Origin of the sequence: Nostoc sp. C117, assembly GCF_043099735.1 — a bacterium.
Classification (GTDB): Bacteria; Cyanobacteriota; Cyanobacteriia; order Cyanobacteriales; family Nostocaceae; genus Nostoc.
This window is the reverse complement of the sequence record NZ_CP170991.1, coordinates 302,883-329,147: the sequence shown is the minus strand read 5'-3', so window position 1 is coordinate 329,147 and position 26,265 is coordinate 302,883. Positions and strand designations below refer to the sequence as shown.

Here is a 26,265-nt window from a genome sequence, read left to right as displayed (position 1 = left end):
ACTAGGATATTTGTTCAGCGACCTTTTGATCTCGATGAATTCAACTTACTTTTAAGTGCCCCAACATCCAATCAAATCTTTTCCCAGCTAGTGCCACACGGTCTAAAACGTTATCATTCAATTCATCCTCGTATTCTATATCTTTCGCCAACGGTAAACCTTTACTATAAACGCGTCTACCATAACCAAGCTGACTCAACATTCCTTGCAATCTTTGAGAAAGCAAAGTTGCAATAACTTGATAAAAACGAGATGCAAATCCTATATCTTGCTGTAACTTTGCTGCTAATTTTTGTCGTTCAATTGATAAAACAATTGAATCTTCGATAGCTTTAACCGTTGCCAAAGGTAGGCGACCATCAATGAAGGGTGTTTCGCCGATGATTTCGCCTTTGGATAATCTGGCTATTTCTCTACCAGAAATTTCACTACCTTCTATAGCAGCAAAAGCACGTGCTAAAGGGTTACGCTCATTTTCATCAATAGATAAAGACATTGCTCCATCTAAAAGAATATACAGCCCATCCACAAGCCCTCTTTCACGGATAAGTACGGTATTAGCAAGAATTTTTTGGATTTGGCCACAAGTCGTCATCCAATCGATGTCACTATCATGTAATCCTCCTAATACAAATAGGACATCTCTCAAAGGTTGACCTTGGGTTAAATTGTTACGTCCCTGTTGATTGATAGTGCTTTGGAGCCTATCCGAAAGCATAATAGCGATCGCTCGATAAAAACGCGAAGCAAAACCAACATCCTGCTGCAATTTTACTGCCAATTTCTGTTGAGAAATTGACATTACTAGAGATTTCTCTACAGCTTTCACAGTTGTAGTTGTAACATGAGTCCCTATTAAGGGAAATTCTCCTACTACCTCACCACGAGATAATCTCGCAATCTCCCGACTGAAGACTTCATCTCCTTCAATAGCTGCAAAAGCACGAGTTAAAGGATTATTATCTGGTTGAGAAATGCTAACTGTTAAAATACCATCTAGCAAAATGTGCAAACAATCGGCAACTTTTCCTTCTTGGATTAGTATAGTGCCAGGAGTTATTTCTCGTTGATGACCTGACGCAATCATCCAATCAATGTCACTGGTAGTTAATTCTTTGAGCAAAACTTCTGTCATAACTAATACCTCTTTTGAATTTTATATTTTTGATTATTGTAGAAACACATTAGCGTTCGCGCAGCGTCAGAAGTAGGACGTTAGCGTAGCGGGGCGAAGCTCAGTACTATTATTTTGCGTTTCTACACACGAAGTCTTCAGCAATCTATCTAAGTGTTGTTGAATAAGCGAGTTCGCTTTTTTTGAAGCTAATTCTTCCAATGTTAAATAAGTCAATGCTGTTAACATCAAGGGTTGAATATTAGTATCAGTTAATTTCTGTGCATACTCAGCATGAAAGCGCTGCAAATTTTCGGCAGCGGCTTTCACTAATGCCTGGAGAATTTTAAAAGACTCATCGGAAAGTGGTGGATTACCTCGATAATTTTGCAATCTACCTCCCTCTCGGTAATCAGGAAACGACTCTAAGCCGAGAAATCGCAAGAACCAGTCGGCTCGATAATACCCTGTAGCAGCTACAATGCCTCTGTAGTCGGCAATTAGCTCATCAAGGATATTATTCCGCATAGAGTTAAACAAGCGGCGTGTAAAGTAGTGCGTACATTCATGTTCCAGGCGAATTGTTAGTGATAGCTGCTGCCATTGGGATTCTTCAAGTCCCATTTTGCTGGCTGAAACGTTGCTATAAGCGCCATCACTCAAAATAATGAACTTATCTTGATAAAGTTGCTTTTGTGGTATCAACCGTTGAAATTCTTTTGCCCAACTAATTTCTGAACTAGCAAGATTTTCTGCCTCCCATTTTTGGCGATACTGACGAATCCGATCCCAGTTATTAAATCCGCTAATTATACAAGCTCCCATAGAAGCAGGGACTGGCTGGGGTTCATTTCGCTTTGTCAGCGCTTGTACCAAAGAAACAAAGTCTTGTCGGTTTCCAGCTAGTAATACTGGTATGATGCCAGCCAAGCTTTGATGCAGTATTAATTGGAGTTTTTCAGGTTCTTGTAAAACTAAACCAGTCGCTTCAGGGATTTCATCGGCAGCAACACCCCGACGAGTAGCAGAAAGATACGCTTCAGTTTGACTAATACCCTCTTTAATGGGGAATCGGAACTGAACGAGTCGTTGTTTGAGTACCTCAAATACTCCTGTAACTCTGGCTGCAAGGGCGTATTCTTCCCAAGCAGCCACATAAAATTCAGAAGTCAGGGGAAATTTCAGAGGATGAGTTAATGTGTTGCGATCGAAAACGTTTTGATTGTATACCAATAATTCTTCCGCCTCTGTGGCAGTGGCTCCAAAGTAGGTGAGGACATCAGTACGAAATGATTGTTGAATCATAGGCGATCGGGGAGAGTGGGGAATGGGGGAGATGAGGGGCAGCACTTCGGCTCATTTCGGCTCATTTCGACTACGCTCAATGACCAACACTCAAATCGAGCGACTTGCACTGAGCGGCGTCGAAGTGAGTCGAGATTCAGTGATCGAGGGGCAGAGGAAGCAGGGGGAGAATAACTCCTAACTCAGCACTCCTAACGCCCTATGCCCAATAACTAACGAGTAACCACTAAACCGGCAATCTGGTCGGTAATCCTTGCAATTGTCTGACTGATGGGATGTTCAGAGTGACGTAGGGAGAAAATACCAATGCTTGCTAACTGCATCATTTCTTCGGAAAGGGGCAAAATCCCAGCGACTGGGACGTTGTAAATTTTCTCAACCTGTTGTTGCAAGTCTGCAAAGTTTAAGCTTGGTAGCGCCTTATTGATTACCAACATCATTTTTGGCACTCTCAGCTTCCGAGCTACATCTACTGTTACCGCAGTACCTTGGAAATCTTGATTATCTGGACGTAAGAGAATTATCAGAACATTAGAAATACCTATGGAAAGCAAGGTTTCTTCATTCAGCCCTGGATGTGTATCTATTAATAAGTAGTCTAGTTTCAGGCTGCGAATAAGTTGCTGAAAACCATCGTTCAGTCGGATTACATCATATCCTTCACGGAGAATTCTGGCAATTTCACCAGCCTTAATACTAGAAGGTACTAGGTAAAGCCTACCCTTGACTGTACCTGCATTTCCTTGTTCTGAAATTAGAGTATCAGTCACGTCATAGGCAGCGTCTTTAATATCGCATTGTCCCCATAAATAATCATTGAGTGCGCGTTCTATTTTATTCTCGTTGAGTCCGAAAATAACGTGAATCCCTGGTGATTGGATGTCAGTATCAATAATGCCTACACGTTGTCCTTGAAGCGCCATAGTAGCTGCTATGTTGGCAATCAAGTTTGATTTACCAGTACCGCCCCGGAATGAATGAACTGCGATAATTTCTGCCATATATTACCTCGTAATTAATTATTTATTGGCCATTGGACGTTAGGAGTGCTGAGTGCTGTACATCAATAGCGGGGCGTTTAGCCCGTGGTGAGTTAGGAGTTATTCTCCTCCTGCTTCCTCTGTCCCTCCGCCCCCCATCCCCCTCATCTCCCCCACTCCCTTATTTTCCTAACTCTGGAAAGGTGAATTTTAACCAGCAGCGATCGCCCCTCAAGGGCAATAAAACTCGTCCGTTAGATAACTGCAAGTTAAACTGCATATTCTTGTCTCCATTTTGGACTTCTACAAGGGCGGGCAAACTCTTAGAGTCAACTTTCGAGTTGCTTGTATGTGCCCACACTCTAAGTTCTTTTTCTTGCTTGTTTGGTAACCCAAAGGTGGCATAGCGCAGGGCTGAAAGTGATGGAATCTCAATTGTGGCTGCTTGGTGATGTTGTTCGCCATCAGCATATCCCAGCAGCACTTGGGCGATTTTTGGTTGTCCGCCAGCGGTGATTGTGAATACCGAACTACCTCCCAAGTGTTGATCTTCTCGTAGTTCTACAACTACACGAGAAGCAAAGGCTCCATAGTTTTTCATCACCAGAGTTGCTCCAAAGGATAGTGCAGCAACGGACAATGCAGTAATCCGCGCTAGGGAATTTTGCCAGATAAATAAGCCGTGGATGAGCAGGATGGCTAAGAATAAACTGTATACACCGACGCTGAATAAAGGATGGTTGAGAATCTTCAAGACTACTCCGGGTATAAGTTCGCCTTTGCGCCGACTAGAAACTAATAATAAAACTGGGAAAATACCACCAACAAGAGAGTTGCCAAGTATACCAGCGAAAGCGAGTATATTGGTAAAGGATTGGACACCAGCTAGGAAAAGCCACTCTGTCAGCAGAAAAACTAGGAGTAAGGGGCTGATGGATAAGAAGAAGCGACGTTGGTTGAGCAAGGTTGTCCAAAACTTTTTCGTCTGACTCTGATGCTCAAAAGCAAAATTTCCGGTATCAGCTTTTAAGCCTCCTTCATAAATTAAGAGCATAGGTGAAATGATTTGTAGACAAACTCTATCCTGGTTAGCTGACTTCACCTCTAGAGCCAAGCGGGTATCCCACTTGCGTAAGTCGGGGAATTGATTGAATAGTTCTTTAATATCCCAATGTTCAGCGATGGCAATTTCTACAGAGTCAACTTTGCCGCTTAACTGAATATCTACACGGAACTTAGATTGACTGTCTGATTGTCCCAAGTAGGTTAAACCAATATGGGGAATCTGACTGGATTCTCCAGAGGGATGTAATATTAACATTCCTTGCTGGCGAGGTAAGCTTAATACAGATTTCGGTCGGGCTGGCAACCAGTCTTTAGCTAAGTTGACTAGAAGACTAGAACTACGTAGCCAAGCCATTCCCAAAAGTAGGGTGACTAAAACTGCACCCAAAACTGTGACGATGGAACCTACTTCTCTTGCTAGTGGTTCTAAAGCGGTGCCTGATTGTCCTGCTAGCAATTGGGGGGCGATCGCTCCATTAACTGCTAACACCCAAATGCAAAACAACATAGTCAAAAAACCAGTTCCGGCAATGCTACCCCAAATCAAGGAGGTGGCGCTAGAGTCACGCGGAAGTATGAGTTTGCCACATTCCCCGACATACACATGTCCAAAGTAAAGCATCAGGCTGACACCGAAAATCCTCTGTAGTATCCCCGGTTGGAAATGACCATCAAGAAAGGGCAATTTTATATATAATAAATTTTCTAGTTGAATATGACCGAATGCCAGCAGTGAAAGGATCAGCAACAAACTGACGTTGATTACTGCCAAAAATACCATTAAGGCGACGGTGAAGTTCAAGGATTTACGCGATCGCAAATACAACCCTGCACCAAAGAGAAATGCTGCCCACAATGCTGCCGGTATGGGTGTAAAGCTGGCCATTGTCACCGACAAACCAATATAACAAGCTAATGCAATCAGAAAAACCCGGATACCAACTGCAATAGAAAGTATGAATGAACCTGCATTTCCTAAATAATTAGATACTAATTGTTTAATAAAAGAATTCCCATAACGGAAGTCACCACTACGCCCAACGGCTTCTGCCATACAAGCCATCGTCAAGATGTTGATAGCACCAATAATCAGCAAAAAGGCAATGGTAACGAAGGGACCAACATCGGCCACCGCAATGGGCAAGGCTAAGAAGGCTTGGGGAAGCCCTAAAGCAACGGTAAGTATGGAAGCTAGCCAGAAGGGTGGCAGAGATTCAAGACTTTGGGCGATCGCTGCACTCATCCAGCGCCACTGTTCAATTAGTGGCAATTGGGATGCAAAAATAGTCAACAGTTGTTTTCTATAAAAGCGGGAATAAGCCACCTGTACCGTTTTCTCATCCAAACCCAAAGCGGCGCGGATGTGAGGTACTACTTTCTCGGTGAAAGCGTATTTCTGTCCCAAAGCATGGGCGATCGCCGCTTTCAGTTTGGGGTTTTCTGGTACTAGAGATGCCCACTGACTGGCGTAACGTTCTAAGTGCTGAATCGTGGGGTGGATTGGTGGGGCATTTCCCAAAGCAAAGGCTTCTAAAAAAGCTAAATCACGCTCGTTGGTAGCTTGATCTGTTAAGGAAAATTCCACCAGCGATCGCGCCACTATTTGCGCCGTCCGACTCTCGATCAAAAACAGTAGCGTATTCGCTCGTCTAGCAGGTAAACCCGCCAGCACTTCCTCCCGTGATATCAGTTCGTCGTCGGATGACATGATCTATACCTCAGTATTTAGCGATCGCTCTTTCAAAGATTGGACTTTACTCTGCAATCTCTGGTAGTACTCTGTCTCAGTTTCCCTGAGAGTTACAGTCTGTTCTCTCAGCTTTTGAATTTTGATTTGTAACTGCTGAAAGTGTTCGTTTTCCGTAATTTCCGCAACTTGGTTAGCTCTTTTAGTTTCGTCAATTTCAATGCGAAGTTCTTGGACTTGCATTTTCAACTTCTGGTCTCGCATTCTGACTTTTTCAGCCATCTTCAAGAAAACACGCACTAATTGACCGATGTCATCTTGGCTATGAATTGATTTCGCCAAACTCCGATCTAGTTCCAAGGCATGAGAATCAAAATTATCATGTTCTAGTGCTTGAGCTGCTTCTGTAAGCGCATAAATCGGTCGAGAAATTCTTTTGGCTAACAGTAGCGCCATTATCGCTGTGATGCCACCCACAATTACCAAACTACTGCCATGCAACCAGATCAGACGGTTCAATGGTGCAGCAAATTGTGCCTTGGGTTGGCTGATTCCTAGAACCCAAGGTTGTTCTGCTAAAGGTGCAAAACCAACTATGCGAGGCATTTCTTGGGGTGGAAAGCGATAGGTTGCGTGACCTATTTGTTTGGCTTTCACCATCACTTGCAACTCTGCAATGTTCAAGCTCTGAATCTGCTCCAGCCCATAACGTCTGTCGGCGGCAATCTGCTTTAAAATATCAGGAGACAGAGGGATGAGGCTATGGTACAGCAGAGATCGATCGGCATGACTGATGATTACTCCCTGTTGGTCAATGAGAAATCCGTAGCTTTGAGAGCCTACTTGCAAGGCATTGACGATCGCCCAAATATCCGATCCCCTAATTTTGAGGACTAATACTCCAACAATTTCACCACTGGGCGATCGCACCGGGTGGGAGAGAAACATTCCTGGTCGTTTCGTCGTTTTACCCACCAAAATACTAGATATATAGGATTTTCCCTGGATACTAGAGCGGAAATATTCACGGAAAGCGTAATTTTGACCAATAAATTTAGGATCGGTAGCCGCAACAGCACGTCCCTCTTTATCCATGATAAAAATAGCATCAAAGTCTGGATTAGAGCGGAAGACGTTTTCTATGGCTTGTTGCATATCATTACGCAAGTCTGCTCGTTCTTCAGAGGAGTTAGCAGCGAGAAAATTTACCACATTGCGATCGCTGCTAACTTGAACTACAATTCGCTGAATATCAATAATTAATTGATCGAGACGACTAGCAACACTAGTAGCTAATAGTTCTAATTTGCGATATTCTCCAGCCTCTACACTATCTAAGCTCTGTCGCAGATTGTAATAGGAAATGAAGCTCATCGGTATCAACGCCGCCGAAACCAATGCTGCCGAAATTTTAGCAGCGATCGGCCAAGCTGGAGGGTAAAAAAAACGATGAAAATGCTTCATTAGGTATAAATTTTTTTACATAACCGTATCAATAAGCTGTTACACATTTAATTTGTACATTTACGCGATGACTGATGACTGTTAACCATTAACCATTAACCATCAACAACCATCAAGAGTGTTTATATACTTTAGACGCGCATCAGCTTAGGTAGCTTTAATCCCAAAATTCTTTTACTGCTCCTCATCCTTAGCAGCTTAAGAAAGGTAACTAACGACTTCAATGCACAATCTTTGTATAAGACTCACGTTTTTTTAGTTTTTACCAAAACACAATTCAGAATCGATTTCAATACTCCTCGGGTTTTGCATTTTTAACTCGGAATTGGGTTTGGGGTAAAGGGTAAAGGTTAAAGGTTAAAGGTTTTTTCTTTCCCCTTCCCCTTTTCGCCTTAACGGACAAGTATTGGAATGGATTTCAATTTTCAAAGCACCTGAATAAACGCTTTAAAGAGCAGCAAATCATAGATTTGCTGCTCTTCACTACGCGATCGAGTGTGTATTTTTATTGCCTAAATGGTTATAAGAAGCTCTCTAAGCAGTGCTAGGTAAAGAATTTGGAATTTTTAATCGTTAATAATTCTGCTTTTCTCCAAGCTTGGGGAGTAGTCTTGTGATATTGGCGAAACTGGCGGAAAAAATGACCTTCATGCTGATAGCCGACTGTTTCAGCAATTTGATTCACACACAAGCTACTTTCAAGCAATAAGGTACGTGCTGCTACCATCCGACGTTCCACAATCCAATGATTGACTGTTTGTCCTGTATGACGACGTACTAAGTCAGTTAAGTAAGCAGGACAGTAACCAACTGCAAGAGCCACATCTTGCAAGCTAATTGGTTGATGGTAGTTTGCTTCAATGTACTCGAAGACTTTGCTTAGATGAGAGTCAGAAGGAAATATCGATTGTGAATTTACCGATTTTGGAGTTTCAGATAAAGGTGAAACTACAGTTTGTGGGAAATGCGCCGCGTAATACTCCTTCATTGCTGCTTGTTTTTGCAGTCGAGTGGCGATCGCTCCCAATAATTCCTCTACCGTCGAGGGTTTAGTAAGATAGTCATCAGCTCCCAACTCCATACCTTGGCGAAGTTCAGCCTTAGTAGCCTTAGCAGTCAGAAAAATGAAGGGGATCATAGCTGTGGTAGGGTCTTGGCGCAGAGTCGAGAGAACGCCATAACCATCTAGTTCTGGCATCATAATGTCGCAAAGCACTAAATCTGGTAAATTTTCTACCGCCTTCTGCACACCAACAAGACCATTGTTTGCACCGATGGCTTCAAAACCTTCTGCCTCTAGGCTATCTAGAAAGATATCCCGAGTTTGTGCCTCATCTTCAATAACCAAAACTTTTGTCATAGTTAGCTCTGATGTTAACTGATGAATTATTACTCAATCAAAACGATCAAAATTACGGAAAAAAACTATTTCATAGATTGTATTCATTTGAGTACCGTGCAAAGTTGATAAACTTTAGCGATCGCTGCTAGTAAAGCCTCGACTGTACAAGGTTTAGTAACATAAGCATTTGCTCCTAGATTCATGCCATAGCAACGTTCTACATCAGTAGTTTTAGCAGTCAAAAAAATTAACGGAATCTTTGCTGTCAAAAAATTCTGACGTAGTGTAATCAAAACACCATAACCATCAAGTTCTGGCATTAGAATGTCGCAAATCACTAAGTCAGGTAAGTACTCTTGTGCTTTCTTCACACCAACACGGCCATTTTCTGCACAAATGGTATCAAAACCTTCTGCTTCTAAACTTTCTACTAAAATGTCTCGCGTTTGCGCCTCATCTTCAATTACTAAGATTTTTTTCATCATTTACCAGTCCATCGGTCTTTTTACATTAGCTGATGCCAAACTCAATGACAATGCTTTTTCTTTCAGCGAGACTAGCGCTTTTTTAGCTTCCCTAGTAGAAGTCTCTTAATATATAAAAATCCAGTTTGATTCCTGAATTTACTTGCGTGGACAGAGGACAGGGTTCGGGGAATAGGGAATAAAAGTGATAGATACGTACTGAGCCTTGTTCAAAAATCAAATAGGAGTCCTATATGTCTTCGCTCCCAAGTCCCCAGAACAAAATCCTGTAGAAGATGTTTGGTTCCAAGCTAAGAATTTCTTGCGAAAGTCTTAGCATGTATGTAAATCTTTCCCTGTTTTTAAGTGGCTCTTCAAATTCTTTACTAATCATCAAAAATTTGATTTTCCCAAAGTCAAACAATATATGCCTTCTTCGTAACTCATTTAGGATCGCTATAGTTGAGATTGCTATAGTGGTTGTTTTAATAGTAATGTAACTGTAAAAATAGTACCTTTACCAACTTCACTCACCATGTCAATTTGACTATGATGTAAGTCTAAAAGCTTTTTGACAATTGCTAACCCTAGTCCATTACCTGGTATATCACCTACATTACCACCTCGGTAAAATGGCTTAAACAACTGTTGTTGATCTACTAGTGGAATGCCAATTCCCTTATCCTTAATTTGAAAAATAACTTTTTCATCTTGGTAGGATAATATCAAATCAACCTTAGTATTTTTTGGAGAATATTTCAGTGCATTTGAAAGTAAATTCATCAGAACTGGTTGTAGCAATTTTTTATCTACCCACACTAGTTTATAATTACCTTTGGTAACAAAGTTAATTGCACTGGGATTGTTTGCTTGCAGGTTTATTTTTGCCAATATCTCACGACATAATAAGTTTAAATCAAGCATTTTTAGCTCACACTGTAGCTTTCCAGCTTCCACACTCCCAATGAGAATAACTTCATCCATTAATTGATTAATCTGTTCAGTTGCTGTTTGAAGCCGCTGCAAATACTGGAGTTTTTTCTCATCATTCCAGTGGTGATTATGACGTTTTAATAAACTAGTAGAATAGGAAATTATATTCAGTGGGCTGCGGAATTCATGAGAAACCATAGAGACAAACTGCGCTCTGTCTTCAGCAATTTGTTTTTCTTGTTCTAGAATTCGACGATTTTCTAATTCTGCGTTTTGACGTTCAGTGATGTCTCGAAAACTCCATACTATTCCAATAATTTCTTCACTCAGGCACAGAGGTTTACTATATTGTTCAAAAAACCTGCCATCTTTCAATTCCAGAATATCATAGCTTTCAAAATCGTTTTGGCTATTCAATTGTTGGATATCTCTGCACAATATTTCTGGATTGCTAATTTGGTTTTTGTAAAATGCTAGGTATTGCTTATAGCTACACGAACTAATAATACAATCGGGAACTTTCCACATGTGAAGAAACTTCCGATTAGAGCTAATAATATCTCCATCACATCCAATAGCAATAACACCATCGGGTATAGATTCTAGAGTCGCTTGAAGTAAGGAAAGGGAATTCTCTAGTTTTGCCTTTACCCACTTGTACTGAGATTTTTCATGAGATAATTGCTGATTGAAATATTTGGTTTTGGTCAAAAGCTCTTGTACTCTGTACTCTAATACTTGATTAACTTTAGACAAAGTGAATGAAGCCTGTTTGCGTTTGCTAATATTTCGGATCGAGATACAAGCATACTCTCTACTTTCATATTTCATATAGCTAGCAGTGATTTCCACTGTTAAGCACTGCTCTTCTTGAGTCTGATGTACAGATTCAAAGTATAAGGAACCCTGTTGTTTAATACTTGTCCAGCAGTTTGACCATACTTCTAACGAAAAGTCTAATATTACATCATGTATGGTCATAGAAAGTAATTCCTCATAGGAATTACCTACAAAATTACAAGCTGCATGATTGACATATATAATCCGTCCATCTGAACTTATCCAGAAAACTGGATCTGTTAAACCTTCCACTAAAAACTTGCTAAACTGCAACTCTTGTTCTAATTTCAATGTATCGGCTTGAGAGTTGTGTAGGTCAGAAAACTTGTTTGTGAAAATCATAAGTTTCAATGATAATCATTTCTAATGAACTGAAGTTGTTTAATGACACGTAAAACTTCTTGGTAGTAAAACTCCTCAATGTATTATTGAATTCAGTTTATGTAATAGATAAGTAGAAGTGAGAAGGCAAGAAGGAAGAGGCAGAAGCTAGGAGATAAAAGCTGCTCATTTGGCTGACATCACTGGTTGCCATTTGAGGTTTAAAACTGCGAACAAGTCATAATGAAAACATTAACTTTCGTTGACTATAGATTTAAATTGTGGCAAAACTAACTTGTTTTTTGATAATCTTAACTTTTTGTTGCAAGTAATATATAGTTTCTTAAACCTATATATTTATTAACATAAGATAACTAACGGAACCAACTAATAATAAGATTTGCAACGGCTAAATTTAGTCATTTTAAATCACAAGTTAATAATATCGATCTGCCAAGTTAGTTCAACAGATAATGCTTTTTTCAATACACTTGAAATTTGTCTGAATTAGGCTTTTTAGAAAATTCATTTTTAACAATACAGCTATTCAATTATTAACGCAATACTTTTGTAATAATATTACAGTTTGCAAAATATTATTTTTTCGGAAAATACTGAACCTTAACCCACCCATGCAAATATCCTAAACAGCTCTTAACCCTCTTTTTATAAAAGATGGAGCAGTAATACAGGTGTGGGGTTGAGAGATAAGGTAGTAGTTTGACAAAATTAAATTTAACATAAACTACTTACTCAAAAGCTAAATAGCTCTAGGCGTTTAGTATCACGGCGCATGCAATATGTAGAAATCAAACCAGAAGGCAATACTTACAATACAGGTTACGCACCTTACCTCAATTACCGTCCGCTAACAAATGAGGAAAAGGGTTTTGTTTTTGTAGAAAAAGTTTTAGAAGAATTTTGGTTCCGAGAAGATTTAGAAGCAAAAGCCAAGAGTTATGCGATCGCTCACCTTCCCAACATCTTCAAGAACTCAAGCAAATGAATTTCAGGAATTCCTAAGCGAATTGTATGCTTGCCAATTTTCAGTGGCTTACCTGTTAAAGGGATAAACCAAAGGCACTTGATCTAGTGGTAGCCGAATCCGAAGCCTAGAATTTTTAGTTAGCTGAATTACGCCTTCCCTGCGAATACCTGCAATAGTATGAATTACAACTGTAATTAACTTATGAAGTTCAGGTTCAAAGTGGGCGATCGCAGAAAATAACTCATGGCCGTGGTAGAAAGGTACTGTCTCAGCAATCAGGGTAAAAATTAAATCAGTGAATTTCATTACCTCATCTGTTTTAACACTACCTTTACTGTCTTGTTTCCATTTGGACTGTAATACATACATGATTTTTTCTCGCCTGTCAAAATAAAGCGAATCTATTCCATTATCCTGTCCCCCATCAACTATCGATTTTGATGCTTCTTGAGGAGAGATATTAGCTAAAACCATCAAAGTAAATGCAGCTAGACTTCTTGTTAAGAAAACTAACTCTCTGTCTGTTTCAGATTTATTTTGATAATCTGATAAGTCAATCAAACCATTAAATGTTTTTTGAAGGTATGACTTTATTTGACGTAGGTGGATTTCACTCATGATGTTGGTAGATGTAATTAACTTGGATGTTATCGGCTCAAACTTTTACAGACTTGTTTGTAGTATAAAGATGTTGTAAAAATATACATTCGGGTTTTTGCGATCGCATTTGGATAATTTTACCCTTTACTGCAAATCCAGCGAGTACTTACTTAAGTATTAATAAATATATTATACTTATAGTCATTGCCATGAAAATGGCTTCTGCAAGCCATAGAACTTCTTCAGAAGCCATTATACATTAATCTAATGTATAAAATTATACTATTCTACAGTAACACTTTTAGCAAGGTTACGAGGCTGATCGACATCCAAACCGCGACGGGCGGCAATATGATAAGCCAATAATTGCAAAGGAACTACTGTCAAAATCGGAGAAAGTAATTCTTCTACATGAGAGATGGGAAGAAGATCGTTAAAGATTTCCGCAGCTTCGCCATCGTTGACGGGAGTCACGCCAATTAACCGAGAATCTCTGGCTTTGGCTTCTTGAGCATTAGAAATAACTTTTTCGTATACACTACCAGGAATTGCGATCGCCACTACTGGTACTTTCGCATCTAAAAGTGCGATCGGACCGTGTTTCATCTCTCCAGCCGGATATCCTTCGGCGTGAATATAGCTAATTTCTTTTAATTTCAATGCCCCTTCCAAAGCAATAGGAAAGTTAATTCCTCTTCCCACAAAAATGAAATCTTTGGTTTCTGCAAATTCATGGGCTAGCTGTTCGGTTAAACGTTCCTGAGTTTCTAAAGTTGCCTCAATTTCTTTGGGAATTTGTCGCAACCCATTAATAATTTTATCTAATGTGGCTTTTGAAACCGTCTGACGACGAGCTGCTAAATCTAAAGCTAAAGCATAAAATGCCATAAGTTGAGCAGTAAATGTTTTTGTCGCCGCCACCCCAATTTCAATTCCCGCTAGAGTACTGATGACATGCGGCACTAGATGACCGAGGCTGCTTTCAGGTCGATTGGTAATACCTAATAGCCGCGCTTGATATTTGGGTTCTTTCCCTTGGCGACGTTCTTTTTCCATCGTTAAAGCTGCTAGGGTATCAGCAGTTTCACCCGATTGGGTAACGCCAATAATCAAAGTATTAGATGTTAAAGGCGATGGTGCATAGCGATACTCAGAAGCATAATGTACCTGAGTTGAAATTCCAGCTAATTGTTCAAGTAAATATTTTCCAATTAATGCTGCGTGCCAACTTGTACCACAGGCCACAATATGAATTTGTTCTAAATCAGTGTATAAATCAGCAGGTAAACCAAGATTGATTGGTGATTCAGTAGATTGGGCTGGATTAAAGTAAGCGTCTAAACTCGCTCTTACTACCCCTGGTTGCTCATGGATTTCTTTGAGCATGAAATGTTTGAATCCCTGCTTTTCTACCATTGCAGGATTGAAGTTGAGCAATCGGGGTTGTTTTTTCAATCTGTTGCCAGCAAAATTGTAAATCTCAACGCCTAAAGGAGTGAGACGGGCAATTTCGCCATTTTCTAAAGGTAGCACTGCACGGGTGTAGGCAACGATCGCTGGCGTGTCAGATGCACAAAAGAATTCCCCTTGCCCAAAACCAATTACCAAAGGCGCTTGCTGGCGGACAACAATCAATTCATCGGGGTAGTCGGCAGAAATAACTGCAAGTGCAAATGCTCCGTGCAAGCGGTTAACGGCTTGACGAATTGCCTCTAGAAAGGGAGATGAGGAAGATGAGGGAGATGAAGGGGGAAGATTCTTTAAAAATTCGGCTATGAGGTGGGGGATAACTTCGGTATCAGTTTCAGAACGAAATTCGTGTCCTTTTCCTTTGAGTTCTTCGCGTAACTCGCGGTAATTTTCGATAATGCCATTTTGTACCACCGCCACTCGCTTTGCGTTATCCATATGGGGATGGGCGTTGTATTCTTCTGGTTTACCATGAGTCGCCCAGCGAGTGTGCCCAATACCAATTTGAGCAGGGGTTTCTATTTGTTCCAACTTAGAACGCAGGTTATGCAGTTTGCCCTTTGCCCGCACACAATTTACTTCACCTTCCCAAATAGTGGCGATTCCAGCAGAATCGTAGCCCCTGTACTCTAGTTTTTCCAGCCCAGCCAGTAAAATGTCTGTCGCTGCTTGAGTGCCTATATATCCAACAATTCCGCACATTGTTCACACCACTTTTTTTCAGGATGATTAAATCCAGTATAGTGTTTAGCACAAACTTGACGTTTTGCAAAGAAAAAAGGGAGTAAATTACTCCCTCTACCACTAGGTATTGTTATAGATTTTGGGCTTTTACAGCGGATTCACCATCAGTTTTTGACCTGATGGTACAAATACGGCTTTTAGGATTTAGATACCCAGAGATTTTATTCCCAATCTAAAATTACGATTTCGCAAGGTGGGCAGTGTCCACTTTACGAAGCTAAAGGTGCTTCCTATTGAGACTCTTAAAAGTCTGGAGTGCCGAGTTGCGAGTTCTGAGTTCCGAGTGAAGAATCAAAAAATTGTATTTGTGATTTACTTCTTTTTATCTCAGCGCTCAGCACTCCGATCGGCACTCAGCTTTTTAGTAAGCTAGACCCATACTGCGAGTTGTTTCAGCGCCCAAGTAAACCCGGATGCTCAAAAAGTCGGTGGGACAAGCTGTTTCGCAACGCTTACAGCCCACGCAGTCTTCTGTACGGGGTGAGGAGGCAATTTGAGCAGCTTTACAGCCATCCCAAGGAACCATCTCAAGTACATCAGTAGGGCAAGCGCGGACGCATTGGGTGCAGCCAATGCAGGTATCGTAGATTTTTACGGTATGAGACATTGAAAAAACGGCTCCTTTCGAGTGTTCTTCTCTGCGAAAGAATCATAATCAACGCATAGTTTACCGCAGTGCTTGATAGGCCGTAATCAAAAGGCTACATAACTTCAAACAATGTAATAAGCACTCAAGATATTTGTTTTTGCGAGATTGCCCCTATTGACTTATTAATCGGGAACATCAGAGCAGGGTATTTCCCGCACTTTAGTACCATAACTGAGTTAAATAGTAAAGTGTTCTGAAAGAAAAATCTATCAAACAAAAAGATTATTAGATAGGTAAGTTATTTTTGGTATTTTTTCACTAAGTTTTCTGCTAAATTCATTTACCTCTATTTCAGGACTGTTTGGTTGTATTTGTTTTCAGTAGCCCAGGGATTCAGATCTACTATAATCTTCGGGCACTAGTTAGGCGGGGTTTGAGATGCTTTTGGAATGAATGGGTATCGCCCCAAGTAATTCTCAGCGATCGCTTACCAATAATTTGTATATTTGACTTTTTAAGTCTGGCAATCTCATAATTTTATTCCTGCATATTTTAGAGTATTTCCGAACTGGCAAACTCATCATTTATCGAAGAATTTTTTGTTTCAATCGGTGGTTCATTAGCTATTACTACCAATTCTTCTTCTGGATGTTTTTCCTCAGCAATTTTATCTTTTGTATACTCATTTTCTCGGATTTCTCGAGCAATACTTTCTAATAGCCAAAGTTGCTCTTCTACAGACAATGAACGGATAGAACGCTCAATTTCTAGTAAATTCGGTGATATCATTTTGCTTATGATTCCAAAAAAGGTGTATTTTTCAAAGGTATTCTACTCAGTTTATCTGGTTAAGCTAGAGCATCGCAAATTATCAAGCATTTTTACCAAGCCTATCTTTTCACAAATCAAATAAGATTGCTATAAATAACCATCAGCAAGTTTTATAACTTTTGAATTAAGTATTACTGCTGAACTAAATTCTACGCTAAGCTTTTTACATGAATTACGAAACAGCTCGGAAACTCCTCATAGATCAGACAATCACAACCCAGGATTACCCAGATGCCCTGTTAGAGCGAATGAAACATGGGAAACCGCCCGTACCCGGTCAGATCACCTCAATTTTGTTGGCATTGAAAGTGGTATTTGAAGCCCTTAAAGATGCCCCCACTCTAGACCGAGAACTGGCTTTGGCGCTTTATCAGTTAGGCATCAAAGCACAACAGCTATTTGCTGCTGGACGTAAAGTCGGCATTGATTGGCCGCCACTACTCAAGGAAGATTTGTTACGAATTTCCTTAGCAGCTGAAAGTATCTTTTCGGGTACATGGCAAACTCTAGCTGTTGTTGGGTTTGAGAAGGTATGAGGGGAAGAGGACAAGGAGACAAAAAAGAAGATCTCCACAATGCCCAATGCCTATTATCGAATTTGCAGTTCATTTTCCAACTTGTCTAGGTCTGTTTTGAGCAAAATTGTCATTTGACCGGTAAAAGCTTTGCCTGTTTTGGGTTGGGCAATTTCTACCCAATAGACATAGCGATCGCCTACTCGTAATTCTCCTTTTAAAGCTTCCCGAATCGGAGTTTTCGCAAGACGCGCTGAGTTAACTACCTTTTGGTTGGGATATTGATACACGACTTGGGCGCGATCGTAGTCTTGATAAATCTCCAAGCCATAAATCACCCGCAAAGATTCTTGGAGGCGATCGAATGTCATGCCGTTAATGGCATCATACATAGCAATGCGCTCACTGCGAATTGTCCCACGGTCTTTGGAAAATTCTACTCTACCGGGAGGTAAAACCGACGCTTGAAAAGTGAACCGTTGGGCAGCTGTATCAGTCTTTTGGACAAACAATTGCTCTCCATTCCTGGGGCGCAGTGTGGGATGTGCTTTAATCCAAGTGCCTACCTCTTCTGTACTTTGCCCTGGTAAAGCATTAACTTGGGAATCAAAAAGCGTTCCCGCACACAGCCAAGGGACTAGAGAAACAGGCAAAATTAAAAAGTTAAGCAGAGATTTTTTGAGCATTTTGCTATTTAGGGCTTTTATGGAAATTTCCCATTAGGGAAGTAACCATAGTTTTCCCGTTTTTGAGCAAAATTATTTCAAACATCAATCCAAGTTAAGACATCAGGGATCTTATTTAACACCGTGTGCGACTTTCTCTCAGATCTAACCCCCAACCCCTTCCCTATTAGCGTTGGGGAGCAAGAATCAAACCTGGATTTCTCACAAGCGAGAAATTGAGAGGTGTAGGGAGAATGAGGAGGAATTGAGAATGGGCGCTTCATGTCGATCGCTTTGTGCAACGCAGCACCTCCCACACCTCCCCACTCTATTAGTGAGAAATTCGGGTCAAAGCCTCTCCCCGTTTCGGGGAGAGGTTTAGTGTAGAAGTATGTGATGTTATTTTAATAGAGCGAGTTCTCGCTAATTAGACTAATTTCTTTGGCAAATGCGCGGATGGGTAGGTGTAGAAAATTAGTAGGAACAAAAAAAGCTGTAAGCTCCATCCATACAAGAGTTTGAAGGCGATCGCACTTCTAAACCATCCGCGCACCTTATGCAGACTGGTTTTCAGCGATTTGCATCTTGTGCTATTACTATTGCTTGTGTTATCATCGACCCATTCGCGCAACTGCACCTTGAAAACCAAATACAACAAGCCTTTCAGACGCCAGCAATTGCAATTAACTCAAATCCCTATTAGGGATTGAAACAGTGATTTTTCCGGCTTGATCGGCTGACTTCCCATTGCAATTAACTCAAATCCCTATTAGGGATTGAAACCAAAACCGATATAAGCGTCTAAAGGTGTAGCCATATTGCAATTAACTCAAATCCCTATTAGGGATTGAAACTTGCGGATAGCTGGGATAACTTCTGAGGTGAGCCACTTATTGCAATTAACTCAAATCCCTATTAGGGATTGAAACTCATCTCCAGCACAGTAATCAATGAGATATTCACATTGCAATTAACTCAAATCCCTATTAGGGATTGAAACTTTTCACTAATATTTCCAGAAGCAGTTGCAGTATAGCCAAGATTGCAATTAACTCAAATCCCTATTAGGGATTGAAACCCGTTGGTGATAGCCGAATTACGGCACTAAGAGCAGCAATATTGCAATTAACTCAAATCCCTATTAGGGATTGAAACGATGAGCTAACAGATGAGGAGGTGACAGAAGGCATTATTGCAATTAACTCAAATCCCTATTAGGGATTGAAACATCTTATTTATTATGCCATTAAAAAACAAAATTGAATTGCAATTAACTCAAATCCCTATTAGGGATTGAAACAATCGCCGCTTACTTGTTTTAGCGATCGCCTCATATTGCAATTAACTCAAATCCCTATTAGGGATTGAAACGCAAGTAGCCAAGTCCTTTGGTGGTGGTGGTGGGCACAAATTGCAATTAACTCAAATCCCTATTAGGGATTGAAACTTCTGTGTCCCCTGGCTCGATCGCAAAACTACCCATAAAATTGCAATTAACTCAAATCCCTATTAGGGATTGAAACACTGATATCTGCTTTCATGCTGGAGTGAAAATAGATTGCAATTAACTCAAATCCCTATTAGGGATTGAAACAATCAAGATACTCGTATCTCTGAGATAGCCGAGGATTGCAATTAACTCAAATCCCTATTAGGGATTGAAACTCTTCTAATTTAGAGTCTATTTCAGCTTTTAATAATTGCAATTAACTCAAATCCCTATTAGGGATTGAAACTGGATAAACCATCTTGATACAGAACAAGTTGAATTGCAATTAACTCAAATCCCTATTAGGGATTGAAACATTAGTAATTTATCAAGACAACTGGGCAGATGAAATTGCAATTAACTCAAATCCCTATTAGGGATTGAAACGACCAAACCACGGGATTAACTTCGGCAAAGGAAGAGGGTAATTGCAATTAACTCAAATCCCTATTAGGGATTGAAACATTTAGAGATTCACAAGATAACTATAATACTGGCATTTAGCGATCGCTTGCCACAGCATCCAATTTGGTTAGAATATTGAGGCACTGTATTGGGGTGCGATCGCAATTTCGTCAGCAACATAAATAAACGCAAAATGCAACTTGCTCCCTTATTCCCAATTTTCTACAGCATTCTCCAGCCGAGTTTTCCCAAGTGCCTTTGGAATGGAAATCGCAATTCTAAAGCGATCGCCCTGACATTCGATGATGGACCTCATCCCCAATACACATCGGAAGTTTTGGCAGTTTTAGACCGCTACAAAATTACAGCGAGTTTTTTTTGGTTAGGTGCTTGCGTTAACCGTTCACCAGCTATTGCTAAAGCTGTGAGCGATCGCGGACACTGGATCGGATTGCATGGTTACGATCATCGTTCTTTTCCCATGCTTTCCCCAAATGACCTGAAGGAGAGTTTAGAAAAAACCCAAACTGCTATCTACAATGCTTGCAACCTCCAACCCGAACAAGTGCGGGATGTCCGTCCCCCTAACGGTTTATTTACACCAGCCACTTTAAAATTATTTTCTCAATGGAATTACCGCCCAGTGATGTGGAGTGTTGTCCCAGAAGATTGGGTGCGACCAGGTGTCACCACCGTGGTACAACGAATTATGCAGCAGGTCAAAAATGGTTCGCTGATTGTCTTGCATGATGGTGTTTGCGGTGGACAAGATGTTGCAGCTACAATCGAAATTCTGATTCCGCAACTGCTACAACAAGGTTATGAGTTTGTAACTGTTGATACTATGTGGCAGCAAGCTCAGGCTAAATCAAGTATTAGCCCATAAAAACGCGGTGCGGCGTGCTTAATACTCAAAGTTGGCGATCGCTTGTTGACAAATATTTATCTACGATTACGACATTGGAGTGGGTAGCGGTTACCCCGCCATGTCGTCCAACCATCTGCAATTTTAGTATGACTGTTGTATTTGAGATACCAGTTATCTTGTTCTGCACCTAAATAACGAATACCTAAATCCTGTCTTTTTGTGCTGGAAAAACGTTTTCCTAGAGGAACCCACGCACTACCGTTATCGCTAAACCGACCAAGGAGACGGACACCAGAAGTAGTAGAGCAAACATCACCACTACAACTAGTTTGTGAGTCATCGACTACTTTCCACTGCATTTGGGCTGGTCTACCATCAATATTACAATCCCAGAGACCAAAGAACCACTCACCAGCGATCTGACCAGCTTTAGCATGACTAGATGCCAATACCAAACTTGCAGGAACAATTGCCAAGCCCAAAAGCCATTTTGTGATGTTTTTCATAATGCTTTACCAGTAAGCTAATCTGTACTTTCTATTCACTTATATGTACTAACAGTGCTATTTATGCAGCTAATTAAAATATAGAGATTTAATATTCCCACAGAGGATATTTTCTAGTTGGGAATATCAGCCACCAAAGGCTGATATTCTCGCTAGTTGTGCTACTTCCTAAAGTTGATGTGTGGTTAAAAAAGCTTCGACTTCAGCAGCAGTGGGTTGGGAAGCGATCGCACCTGCTTTAATGGTAGTCAGTGCCCCAACAGCACTGGCATAAGAAACGATACGTTTTGCTGTTTCTGCATCCCGCAAGCTGTGGATACCATTCTGACTCAACTGATGGATAAATCCTGCTAAAAAACTATCTCCTGCACCAGTTGTATCAACTACAGGAATGGAAAATGAAGGTAATTTGCCTTCGTTTTCACCTAAACAGTAAGTGCAACCATTTTCTCCATCTGTTACTAGTACTCCCTCAATCGAAGCGAGACGGTAAGTTATGGCTCCCGGATCTGTGGTTTCAAATAACCATTCGGCTTCTTCTTTGGAGAGCTTGAGAAAATCGACTCGCTTAAATAAATCTGGAATTTTTTGATGAGCGATATTTGGATCGTCCCAAAATACAGGACGCCAGTTGACATCTAGCACAATCTTTAGATCGTATTTTTCTGCTAGTTCTAGGGCGCGGTGAACTGCCTTTTCACTTTCAGGATAGGCTAATTCCAAAGTACCCAAAACCAGAAAATCTGCCTCTTGAAAGAGTGAATCTGGCAATTGTTTAGCTTGCAGACGAGTATCGGCAAATTCAGAGGTATCATATTGACCAAATCCAGCGAAAGTGCGATCGCCAGCCAGATCCCGTGTAACATAAACTTGCCGCGTTGGCGCTGTGGGATGGCGTTGTACTCCTATTGTCTCTACACCCACATCTTCTAATAGCTTCACCAATGCATTTCCTGGTTCATCTTCGCCAACAGCCCCAATAAAGCCGCTTGGCGTCCCCAGCTTGACTAAAGCACAGGCTACATTAGCTGGTGCCCCTCCTGGATAGGGAGTCCAGGATTTAACTTCTTCCAGCTTTAGCCCCAATTGATCGGCTAAGCAATCAAACAAAATTTCACCAATGCACAAAACACGGGGATTGCTCATTTCATTTTAGATTTTAGGTTTCGATTTTGGATTAGGAATTTCCAGTATAAAATCTACAATAATTTTTGCTAATCTGTCGCCAGTCCTTCATAGAATGAAATAGCAATTTTTACTACTCCATTAGCATATATATCCTCATAATATCTGCCTGATTTATCTCAGTAATTTTATCAAATTTAAATATTAAATATGCTAGATTTTTTACATATAAATTTGTTTCGTTAGATCGATGGCAATTTCAAATCAAAAGAAAATATTGACAATTGTCTGACTGCTAACACTTGAAACCCCTACCAACAGAAGAATCTTCTAGAATTAGAAAGAGCGATTGAGTACATATACCAAGGGAGGATAGAAATAGTCATGGCTGGTGGCAAGTCTGAGACCCCCGTTAGTCTGTCAGACAGAGAACTGCAAATTATCGACTTAGTGGCCGCTGGCTTAACTAACCAAGAAATTGCAGGGAAACTGGAAATTAGCAAGCGTACAGTTGACAACCATATCAGTAACATTCTTACCAAGACTGAGACAGATAATCGAGTAGCTCTTGTCCGCTGGGCTTTACAGTGGGGCAAAGTCTGTTTGAATGATGTCAATTGCTGTCTTCTGCCTAACCAGATCGAATAAATGATTTAGTAATCGCAAGGCGATCGATCTGGTCTAGTATACTGACAAGCCAATATTGAGCTTTACTGATTGTTTTCCTCCTCACGCCTAAGTTTTCAGTGTGAACACTCTACCAAAAGTTCCGAGTCCTTTACTCAGCAGGAGTTTATGTGAGTGGAACCTGCCGATCTTCTGGACTCGGAAACTATTAGGGACTTCCAAATAAAAAATATCCCACTGCTCACAGTCAACAGTCAACACTCAGCAGTCAACACTCAGCAGTCAGCAACTTTAAGCAGTTGTTTTTATTTCTTTGAGTTCCCTTATAAAGATTCAGAATTCCTTTGGAAATTCAGCACAACCGATTTAGGAATTCGCCTGATTGTAATCATCAACCAAGGAGACACGAACTATTCACACTGACTTTGAGCTTACCTTATACAGTTTCGGCTTCTGCGATCGCCAGGGACTGCCTAATTTTCTGCCCTGAAAAACCCTACTTGATAAAAATCGCACATCGCGCTAGTCTTCATTGACGTAACTGCACGCTGTGACATCAGGCGATGAGAAATCAACCCTCTCCGAAAATTCCCTCTTGTACTTGGAATCGTCCCATCGGTTTAGGCTGGGACAAGCCCTATACCGTCCGCTACCCAAGCAATATTGATGATGGTCCTTGGCATGGTATGCCCTTAGGTGGCTTTGGTGCAGGTTGCATCGGTCGTTCATCACGGGGAGACTTTAATTTATGGCACATTGATGGCGGTGAGCATATCTTCAAAAACGTCCCTGTCTGTCAATTCAGTGTATTTGAGTCCACTGGTACATCTTCCCAAGCCTACGCTTTATCTACCCAAGCACCTGAGGATGGTAGTCTCAACGCGTGGCGATGGTATCCAGCAAGTAGAGGCATGGGAGCAGATAAGCAACAAAAAAGAACCAATGCCCAATCTCCCAATCAACAGCAGCAAACTGGCGAATATCATGCCCTGTATCCCCGTAGCTGGTTTGTGTATGAAAATGTTTTTCAAGCAGAGTTGACTTGTGAGCAGTTTTCACCTGTATGGGCAGGTAATTACCAGGAAACTAGTTACCCTGTGGCGGTGTTCCTTTGGAATGCTCACAACCCCACAAATGCACCTATGACTCTCAGCATCATGCTTACCTGGGAAAATATGGTAGGTTGGTTTACTAACGCCCTCAAATCTCCTCAAGTGCGGGTGCGCGATGATGGTAGTCCGGTTTATGAGTACCAACCACGGTGGGGAGAAACCCAAGGAAATTACAACCAGATTGTTGAAAATACACAAGATTTTGGTTGTCTCTTCGGTCGGGTTGGTGGGGACGAACCTTTACAAGAAGGAGATGGAACTTGGTGTATTGCGACGCTGAAGCATCCCCAAGCAGAGATATTTTACCACACCCGCTGGAATTCTGTTGGTACGGGTGAGGAAATATGGCAGAGCTTTGCCCAAGATGGCTCTTTGCCCAATTATCTAGATGCTAGTCCGGTCACAGAAAATACACAAATAGCGGGTGCGATCGCACTTCGTTTTACTCTCCAACCAGGCGAAACTTTAGAAATACCCTTTGTCTTGGCTTGGGATTTGCCCATCACGGAGTTTGCTGCTGGAGTTAATTATTATCGCAGATATACAGACTTTTTTGGAAAAGCTGGTAACAATGCTTGGGCGATCGCCTCTACTGCTTTACAAGAATACCAAAACTGGCGATCGCAAATTCAAAGTTGGCAACAACCCATTCTCGATCGCCAAGACTTACCCGACTGGTTTAAAATGGCATTATTTAATGAGCTTTACGACCTAACCAGTGGTGGTACTCTCTGGAGTGCAGCATCAGAACTTGACCCCATAGGTCAGTTTGCGGTGTTAGAGTGCTTAGATTACCGCTGGTATGAAAGTTTAGATGTGCGTTTATATGGCTCTTTTGCCCTGCTGATGCTGTTTCCAGAATTGGAAAAGTCAGTGATGCGAGCATTTGCAAGGGCGATTCCTCAAGGCGATGATACTCCGCGAATAATTGGCTATTACTTGACTATCAAAGCCGAAAGCCCCATTGCAGTTCGTAAAGTTGCTGGTGCAACACCCCACGATTTAGGCGCACCGAACGAACACGTTTGGGAGAAAACTAACTATACCAGCTATCAAGACTGTAATTTATGGAAAGATTTAGGTAGCGATTTTGTATTGCAAGTATACCGAGATTTTCTGCTCACTGGCGCTGAGGATGTGGAATTTTTAGCAGATTGTTGGAATGCCATCGTTCAAACTCTAGACTATCTGAAAACTTTTGACTTAGATGGCGATGGGATTCCGGAAAATTCTGGCGCGCCAGATCAAACTTTTGATGATTGGCGCTTGCAAGGTGTCAGCGCCTATTGTGGAGGATTGTGGTTAGCAGCATTAGAAGCTGCGATCGCCATTAGCGAAATTTTATTAAATCACAACCTTGGCGATCGCGGCAACTTGGAGGTGCAAAAATCCACCTATGAAGCTTGGTTGAAACAATCGCGCCCAATCTATCAAGAGAAACTCTGGAATGGACAATATTACCGCCTGGATAGTGAAAGTGGTTCCGATGTGGTAATGGCAGATCAATTGTGCGGACAGTTCTACGCCCGATTACTAGGATTACCTGATATTGTACCAAGCGATCGCGCCCTCTGTGCCCTAAAAACCGTTTATCATTCCTGCTTCTTAAAATTCTGCGATGGTGAATTTGGTGCTGCTAATGGTGTTCGTCCTGACGGTTCCCCAGAAAACCCCAAAGCTACCCATCCCCTGGAAGTTTGGACAGGAATAAACTTTGGCTTAGCAGCTTTTCTCGTGCAAATGGGAATGAAGGATGAAGCATTGAAGTTGACAGAAGCTGTGGTGCAGCAAATTTACAACAATGGGCTGCAATTTCGCACCCCTGAAGCTATCACCCCAGCTGGTACTTTTCGCGCCAGCACTTACCTGCGGCCAATGGCAATCTGGGGAATTTACTTAATGATTAATTAACTCTCAAATAATATCAAGTCCGGGTAATCACTTATTATTAAAATCTCTCCCCGTCTCAGCGATAATGATAAGTCTTCAACCGGACATGATATGGTAGTCAAAGAGTCTAAGAATTCTACGCGCAGTATTTCGTCTGAATGAATATTTGATAACTGATTATCGTTTCCACAGCAATCTTAAATTGTTTGTGAACACTCAAGACTTCTCTGAACTCTCCTCTCTCCGGCACTGCGTCATCAAAACTACCTTCAAAAGTCAACAGAATACCTGTAATATTTTTAACTCAGTGTGAGTCTATTATTTTC

At 41.1% G+C, this 26,265-nt stretch carries 21 protein-coding genes and 1 CRISPR repeat array; of the genes, 6 read left to right on the top strand and 15 right to left on the bottom strand.

Annotation, left to right across the window (positions count from 1 at the left end; translation table 11 throughout):
• Positions 1 to 40: 40 nt before the first annotated feature.
• From ACFG4S_RS03150 to ACFG4S_RS03115, 8 genes are all read right to left on the bottom strand, one after another.
• Complete coding sequence (locus ACFG4S_RS03150; RefSeq protein ID WP_392533421.1) at positions 41 to 1,135, bottom strand: cyclic nucleotide-binding domain-containing protein; 1,095 nt, start codon at positions 1,133 to 1,135, stop codon at positions 41 to 43.
• A 66-nt stretch (positions 1,136 to 1,201) separates the two neighbouring features.
• Positions 1,202 to 2,419 carry a DUF7005 family protein gene (locus tag ACFG4S_RS03145; RefSeq protein ID WP_392533420.1) on the bottom strand — a complete coding sequence of 406 codons (1,218 nt, stop codon included), beginning with the start codon at positions 2,417 to 2,419 and terminating at the stop codon, positions 1,202 to 1,204.
• A 212-nt stretch (positions 2,420 to 2,631) separates the two neighbouring features.
• Entirely contained in the window at positions 2,632 to 3,420 is a 789-nt protein-coding gene (locus tag ACFG4S_RS03140; RefSeq protein ID WP_392533419.1) for a MinD/ParA family protein, read from the bottom strand.
• Between the two features lie 160 nt (positions 3,421 to 3,580).
• Complete coding sequence (locus ACFG4S_RS03135; protein ID WP_392533418.1) at positions 3,581 to 6,172, bottom strand: hypothetical protein; 2,592 nt, start codon at positions 6,170 to 6,172, stop codon at positions 3,581 to 3,583.
• 3 nt (positions 6,173 to 6,175) lie between these two features.
• Complete coding sequence (locus tag ACFG4S_RS03130; RefSeq protein ID WP_392533417.1) at positions 6,176 to 7,615, bottom strand: cache domain-containing protein; 1,440 nt, start codon at positions 7,613 to 7,615, stop codon at positions 6,176 to 6,178.
• A 544-nt stretch (positions 7,616 to 8,159) separates the two neighbouring features.
• A complete protein-coding gene (locus ACFG4S_RS03125; protein WP_392533416.1) occupies positions 8,160 to 8,975 on the bottom strand; it encodes a response regulator in 816 nt (271 codons plus the stop codon).
• Positions 8,976 to 9,058: 83 nt separating this feature from the next.
• Entirely contained in the window at positions 9,059 to 9,442 is a 384-nt protein-coding gene (locus ACFG4S_RS03120; protein WP_392533415.1) for a response regulator transcription factor, read from the bottom strand.
• Between the two features lie 450 nt (positions 9,443 to 9,892).
• Positions 9,893 to 11,536, bottom strand: a complete 1,644-nt coding sequence (locus tag ACFG4S_RS03115; protein ID WP_392533414.1) for an ATP-binding protein — start codon at positions 11,534 to 11,536, stop codon at positions 9,893 to 9,895.
• Between the two features lie 772 nt (positions 11,537 to 12,308).
• Here ACFG4S_RS03115 and ACFG4S_RS03110 point away from each other — a divergent pair.
• Positions 12,309 to 12,521 (top strand): hypothetical protein, encoded by a 213-nt coding sequence (locus ACFG4S_RS03110; protein ID WP_392533413.1) that lies wholly within the window; start codon positions 12,309 to 12,311, stop codon positions 12,519 to 12,521.
• A 48-nt stretch (positions 12,522 to 12,569) separates the two neighbouring features.
• On the opposite strand, the gene ACFG4S_RS03105 is transcribed toward ACFG4S_RS03110, so the two are convergent.
• The 4 genes from ACFG4S_RS03105 to ACFG4S_RS03090 all read right to left on the bottom strand — a co-directional run bounded on the left by ACFG4S_RS03105 (position 12,570) and on the right by ACFG4S_RS03090 (position 16,695).
• Positions 12,570 to 13,121 (bottom strand): type I-MYXAN CRISPR-associated protein Cas6/Cmx6, encoded by a 552-nt coding sequence (locus ACFG4S_RS03105; RefSeq protein WP_392533412.1) that lies wholly within the window; start codon positions 13,119 to 13,121, stop codon positions 12,570 to 12,572.
• Positions 13,122 to 13,385: 264 nt separating this feature from the next.
• The gene (gene glmS / locus ACFG4S_RS03100) at positions 13,386 to 15,275 is read right to left on the bottom strand and encodes a glutamine--fructose-6-phosphate transaminase (isomerizing) (RefSeq protein ID WP_392533411.1); all 1,890 of its coding nucleotides are present in this window, start codon (positions 15,273 to 15,275) and stop codon (positions 13,386 to 13,388) included.
• 403 nt (positions 15,276 to 15,678) lie between these two features.
• Positions 15,679 to 15,924 (bottom strand): photosystem I iron-sulfur center protein PsaC, encoded by a 246-nt coding sequence (gene psaC / locus ACFG4S_RS03095; RefSeq protein ID WP_012411495.1) that lies wholly within the window; start codon positions 15,922 to 15,924, stop codon positions 15,679 to 15,681.
• Positions 15,925 to 16,458: 534 nt separating this feature from the next.
• Complete coding sequence (locus tag ACFG4S_RS03090) at positions 16,459 to 16,695, bottom strand: hypothetical protein (protein WP_392533410.1); 237 nt, start codon at positions 16,693 to 16,695, stop codon at positions 16,459 to 16,461.
• Between the two features lie 209 nt (positions 16,696 to 16,904).
• Here ACFG4S_RS03090 and ACFG4S_RS03085 point away from each other — a divergent pair, with 209 nt between their 5' ends.
• Positions 16,905 to 17,273, top strand: a complete 369-nt coding sequence (locus tag ACFG4S_RS03085; RefSeq protein ID WP_392533409.1) for a Dethiobiotin synthetase — start codon at positions 16,905 to 16,907, stop codon at positions 17,271 to 17,273.
• Between the two features lie 53 nt (positions 17,274 to 17,326).
• On the opposite strand, the gene ACFG4S_RS03080 is transcribed toward ACFG4S_RS03085, so the two are convergent.
• Entirely contained in the window at positions 17,327 to 17,938 is a 612-nt protein-coding gene (locus tag ACFG4S_RS03080) for a hypothetical protein (RefSeq protein ID WP_392533408.1), read from the bottom strand.
• Positions 17,939 to 18,593: 655 nt separating this feature from the next.
• Positions 18,594 to 19,870: a CRISPR direct-repeat array (repeat unit 37 nt; unit sequence ATTGCAATTAACTCAAATCCCTATTAGGGATTGAAAC).
• 134 nt (positions 19,871 to 20,004) lie between these two features.
• Between ACFG4S_RS03080 and ACFG4S_RS03075 the strand changes: the two genes are divergently transcribed.
• Positions 20,005 to 20,697, top strand: coding sequence for a polysaccharide deacetylase family protein (locus tag ACFG4S_RS03075; protein ID WP_392533407.1), 693 nt, complete (start codon positions 20,005 to 20,007; stop codon positions 20,695 to 20,697).
• Between the two features lie 56 nt (positions 20,698 to 20,753).
• On the opposite strand, the gene ACFG4S_RS03070 is transcribed toward ACFG4S_RS03075, so the two are convergent.
• Positions 20,754 to 21,185 carry a DUF6006 family protein gene (locus tag ACFG4S_RS03070; protein ID WP_392533406.1) on the bottom strand — a complete coding sequence of 144 codons (432 nt, stop codon included), beginning with the start codon at positions 21,183 to 21,185 and terminating at the stop codon, positions 20,754 to 20,756.
• A gap of 168 nt (positions 21,186 to 21,353) precedes the next feature.
• Positions 21,354 to 22,331 carry a carbohydrate kinase gene (locus ACFG4S_RS03065; RefSeq protein WP_392533405.1) on the bottom strand — a complete coding sequence of 326 codons (978 nt, stop codon included), beginning with the start codon at positions 22,329 to 22,331 and terminating at the stop codon, positions 21,354 to 21,356.
• Between the two features lie 363 nt (positions 22,332 to 22,694).
• Between ACFG4S_RS03065 and ACFG4S_RS03060 the strand changes: the two genes are divergently transcribed.
• The 3 genes from ACFG4S_RS03060 to ACFG4S_RS03050 all read left to right on the top strand — a co-directional run bounded on the left by ACFG4S_RS03060 (position 22,695) and on the right by ACFG4S_RS03050 (position 25,960).
• Positions 22,695 to 22,958, top strand: a complete 264-nt coding sequence (locus ACFG4S_RS03060) for a LuxR C-terminal-related transcriptional regulator (RefSeq protein WP_392533404.1) — start codon at positions 22,695 to 22,697, stop codon at positions 22,956 to 22,958.
• A gap of 153 nt (positions 22,959 to 23,111) precedes the next feature.
• Entirely contained in the window at positions 23,112 to 23,360 is a 249-nt protein-coding gene (locus ACFG4S_RS03055) for a hypothetical protein (RefSeq protein ID WP_392533403.1), read from the top strand.
• A 140-nt stretch (positions 23,361 to 23,500) separates the two neighbouring features.
• On the top strand, positions 23,501 to 25,960 hold the full coding sequence (locus tag ACFG4S_RS03050) for a GH116 family glycosyl hydrolase (RefSeq protein WP_392533402.1): 2,460 nt from the start codon (positions 23,501 to 23,503) through the stop codon (positions 25,958 to 25,960).
• The last annotated feature ends 305 nt before the right edge of the window (positions 25,961 to 26,265 follow it).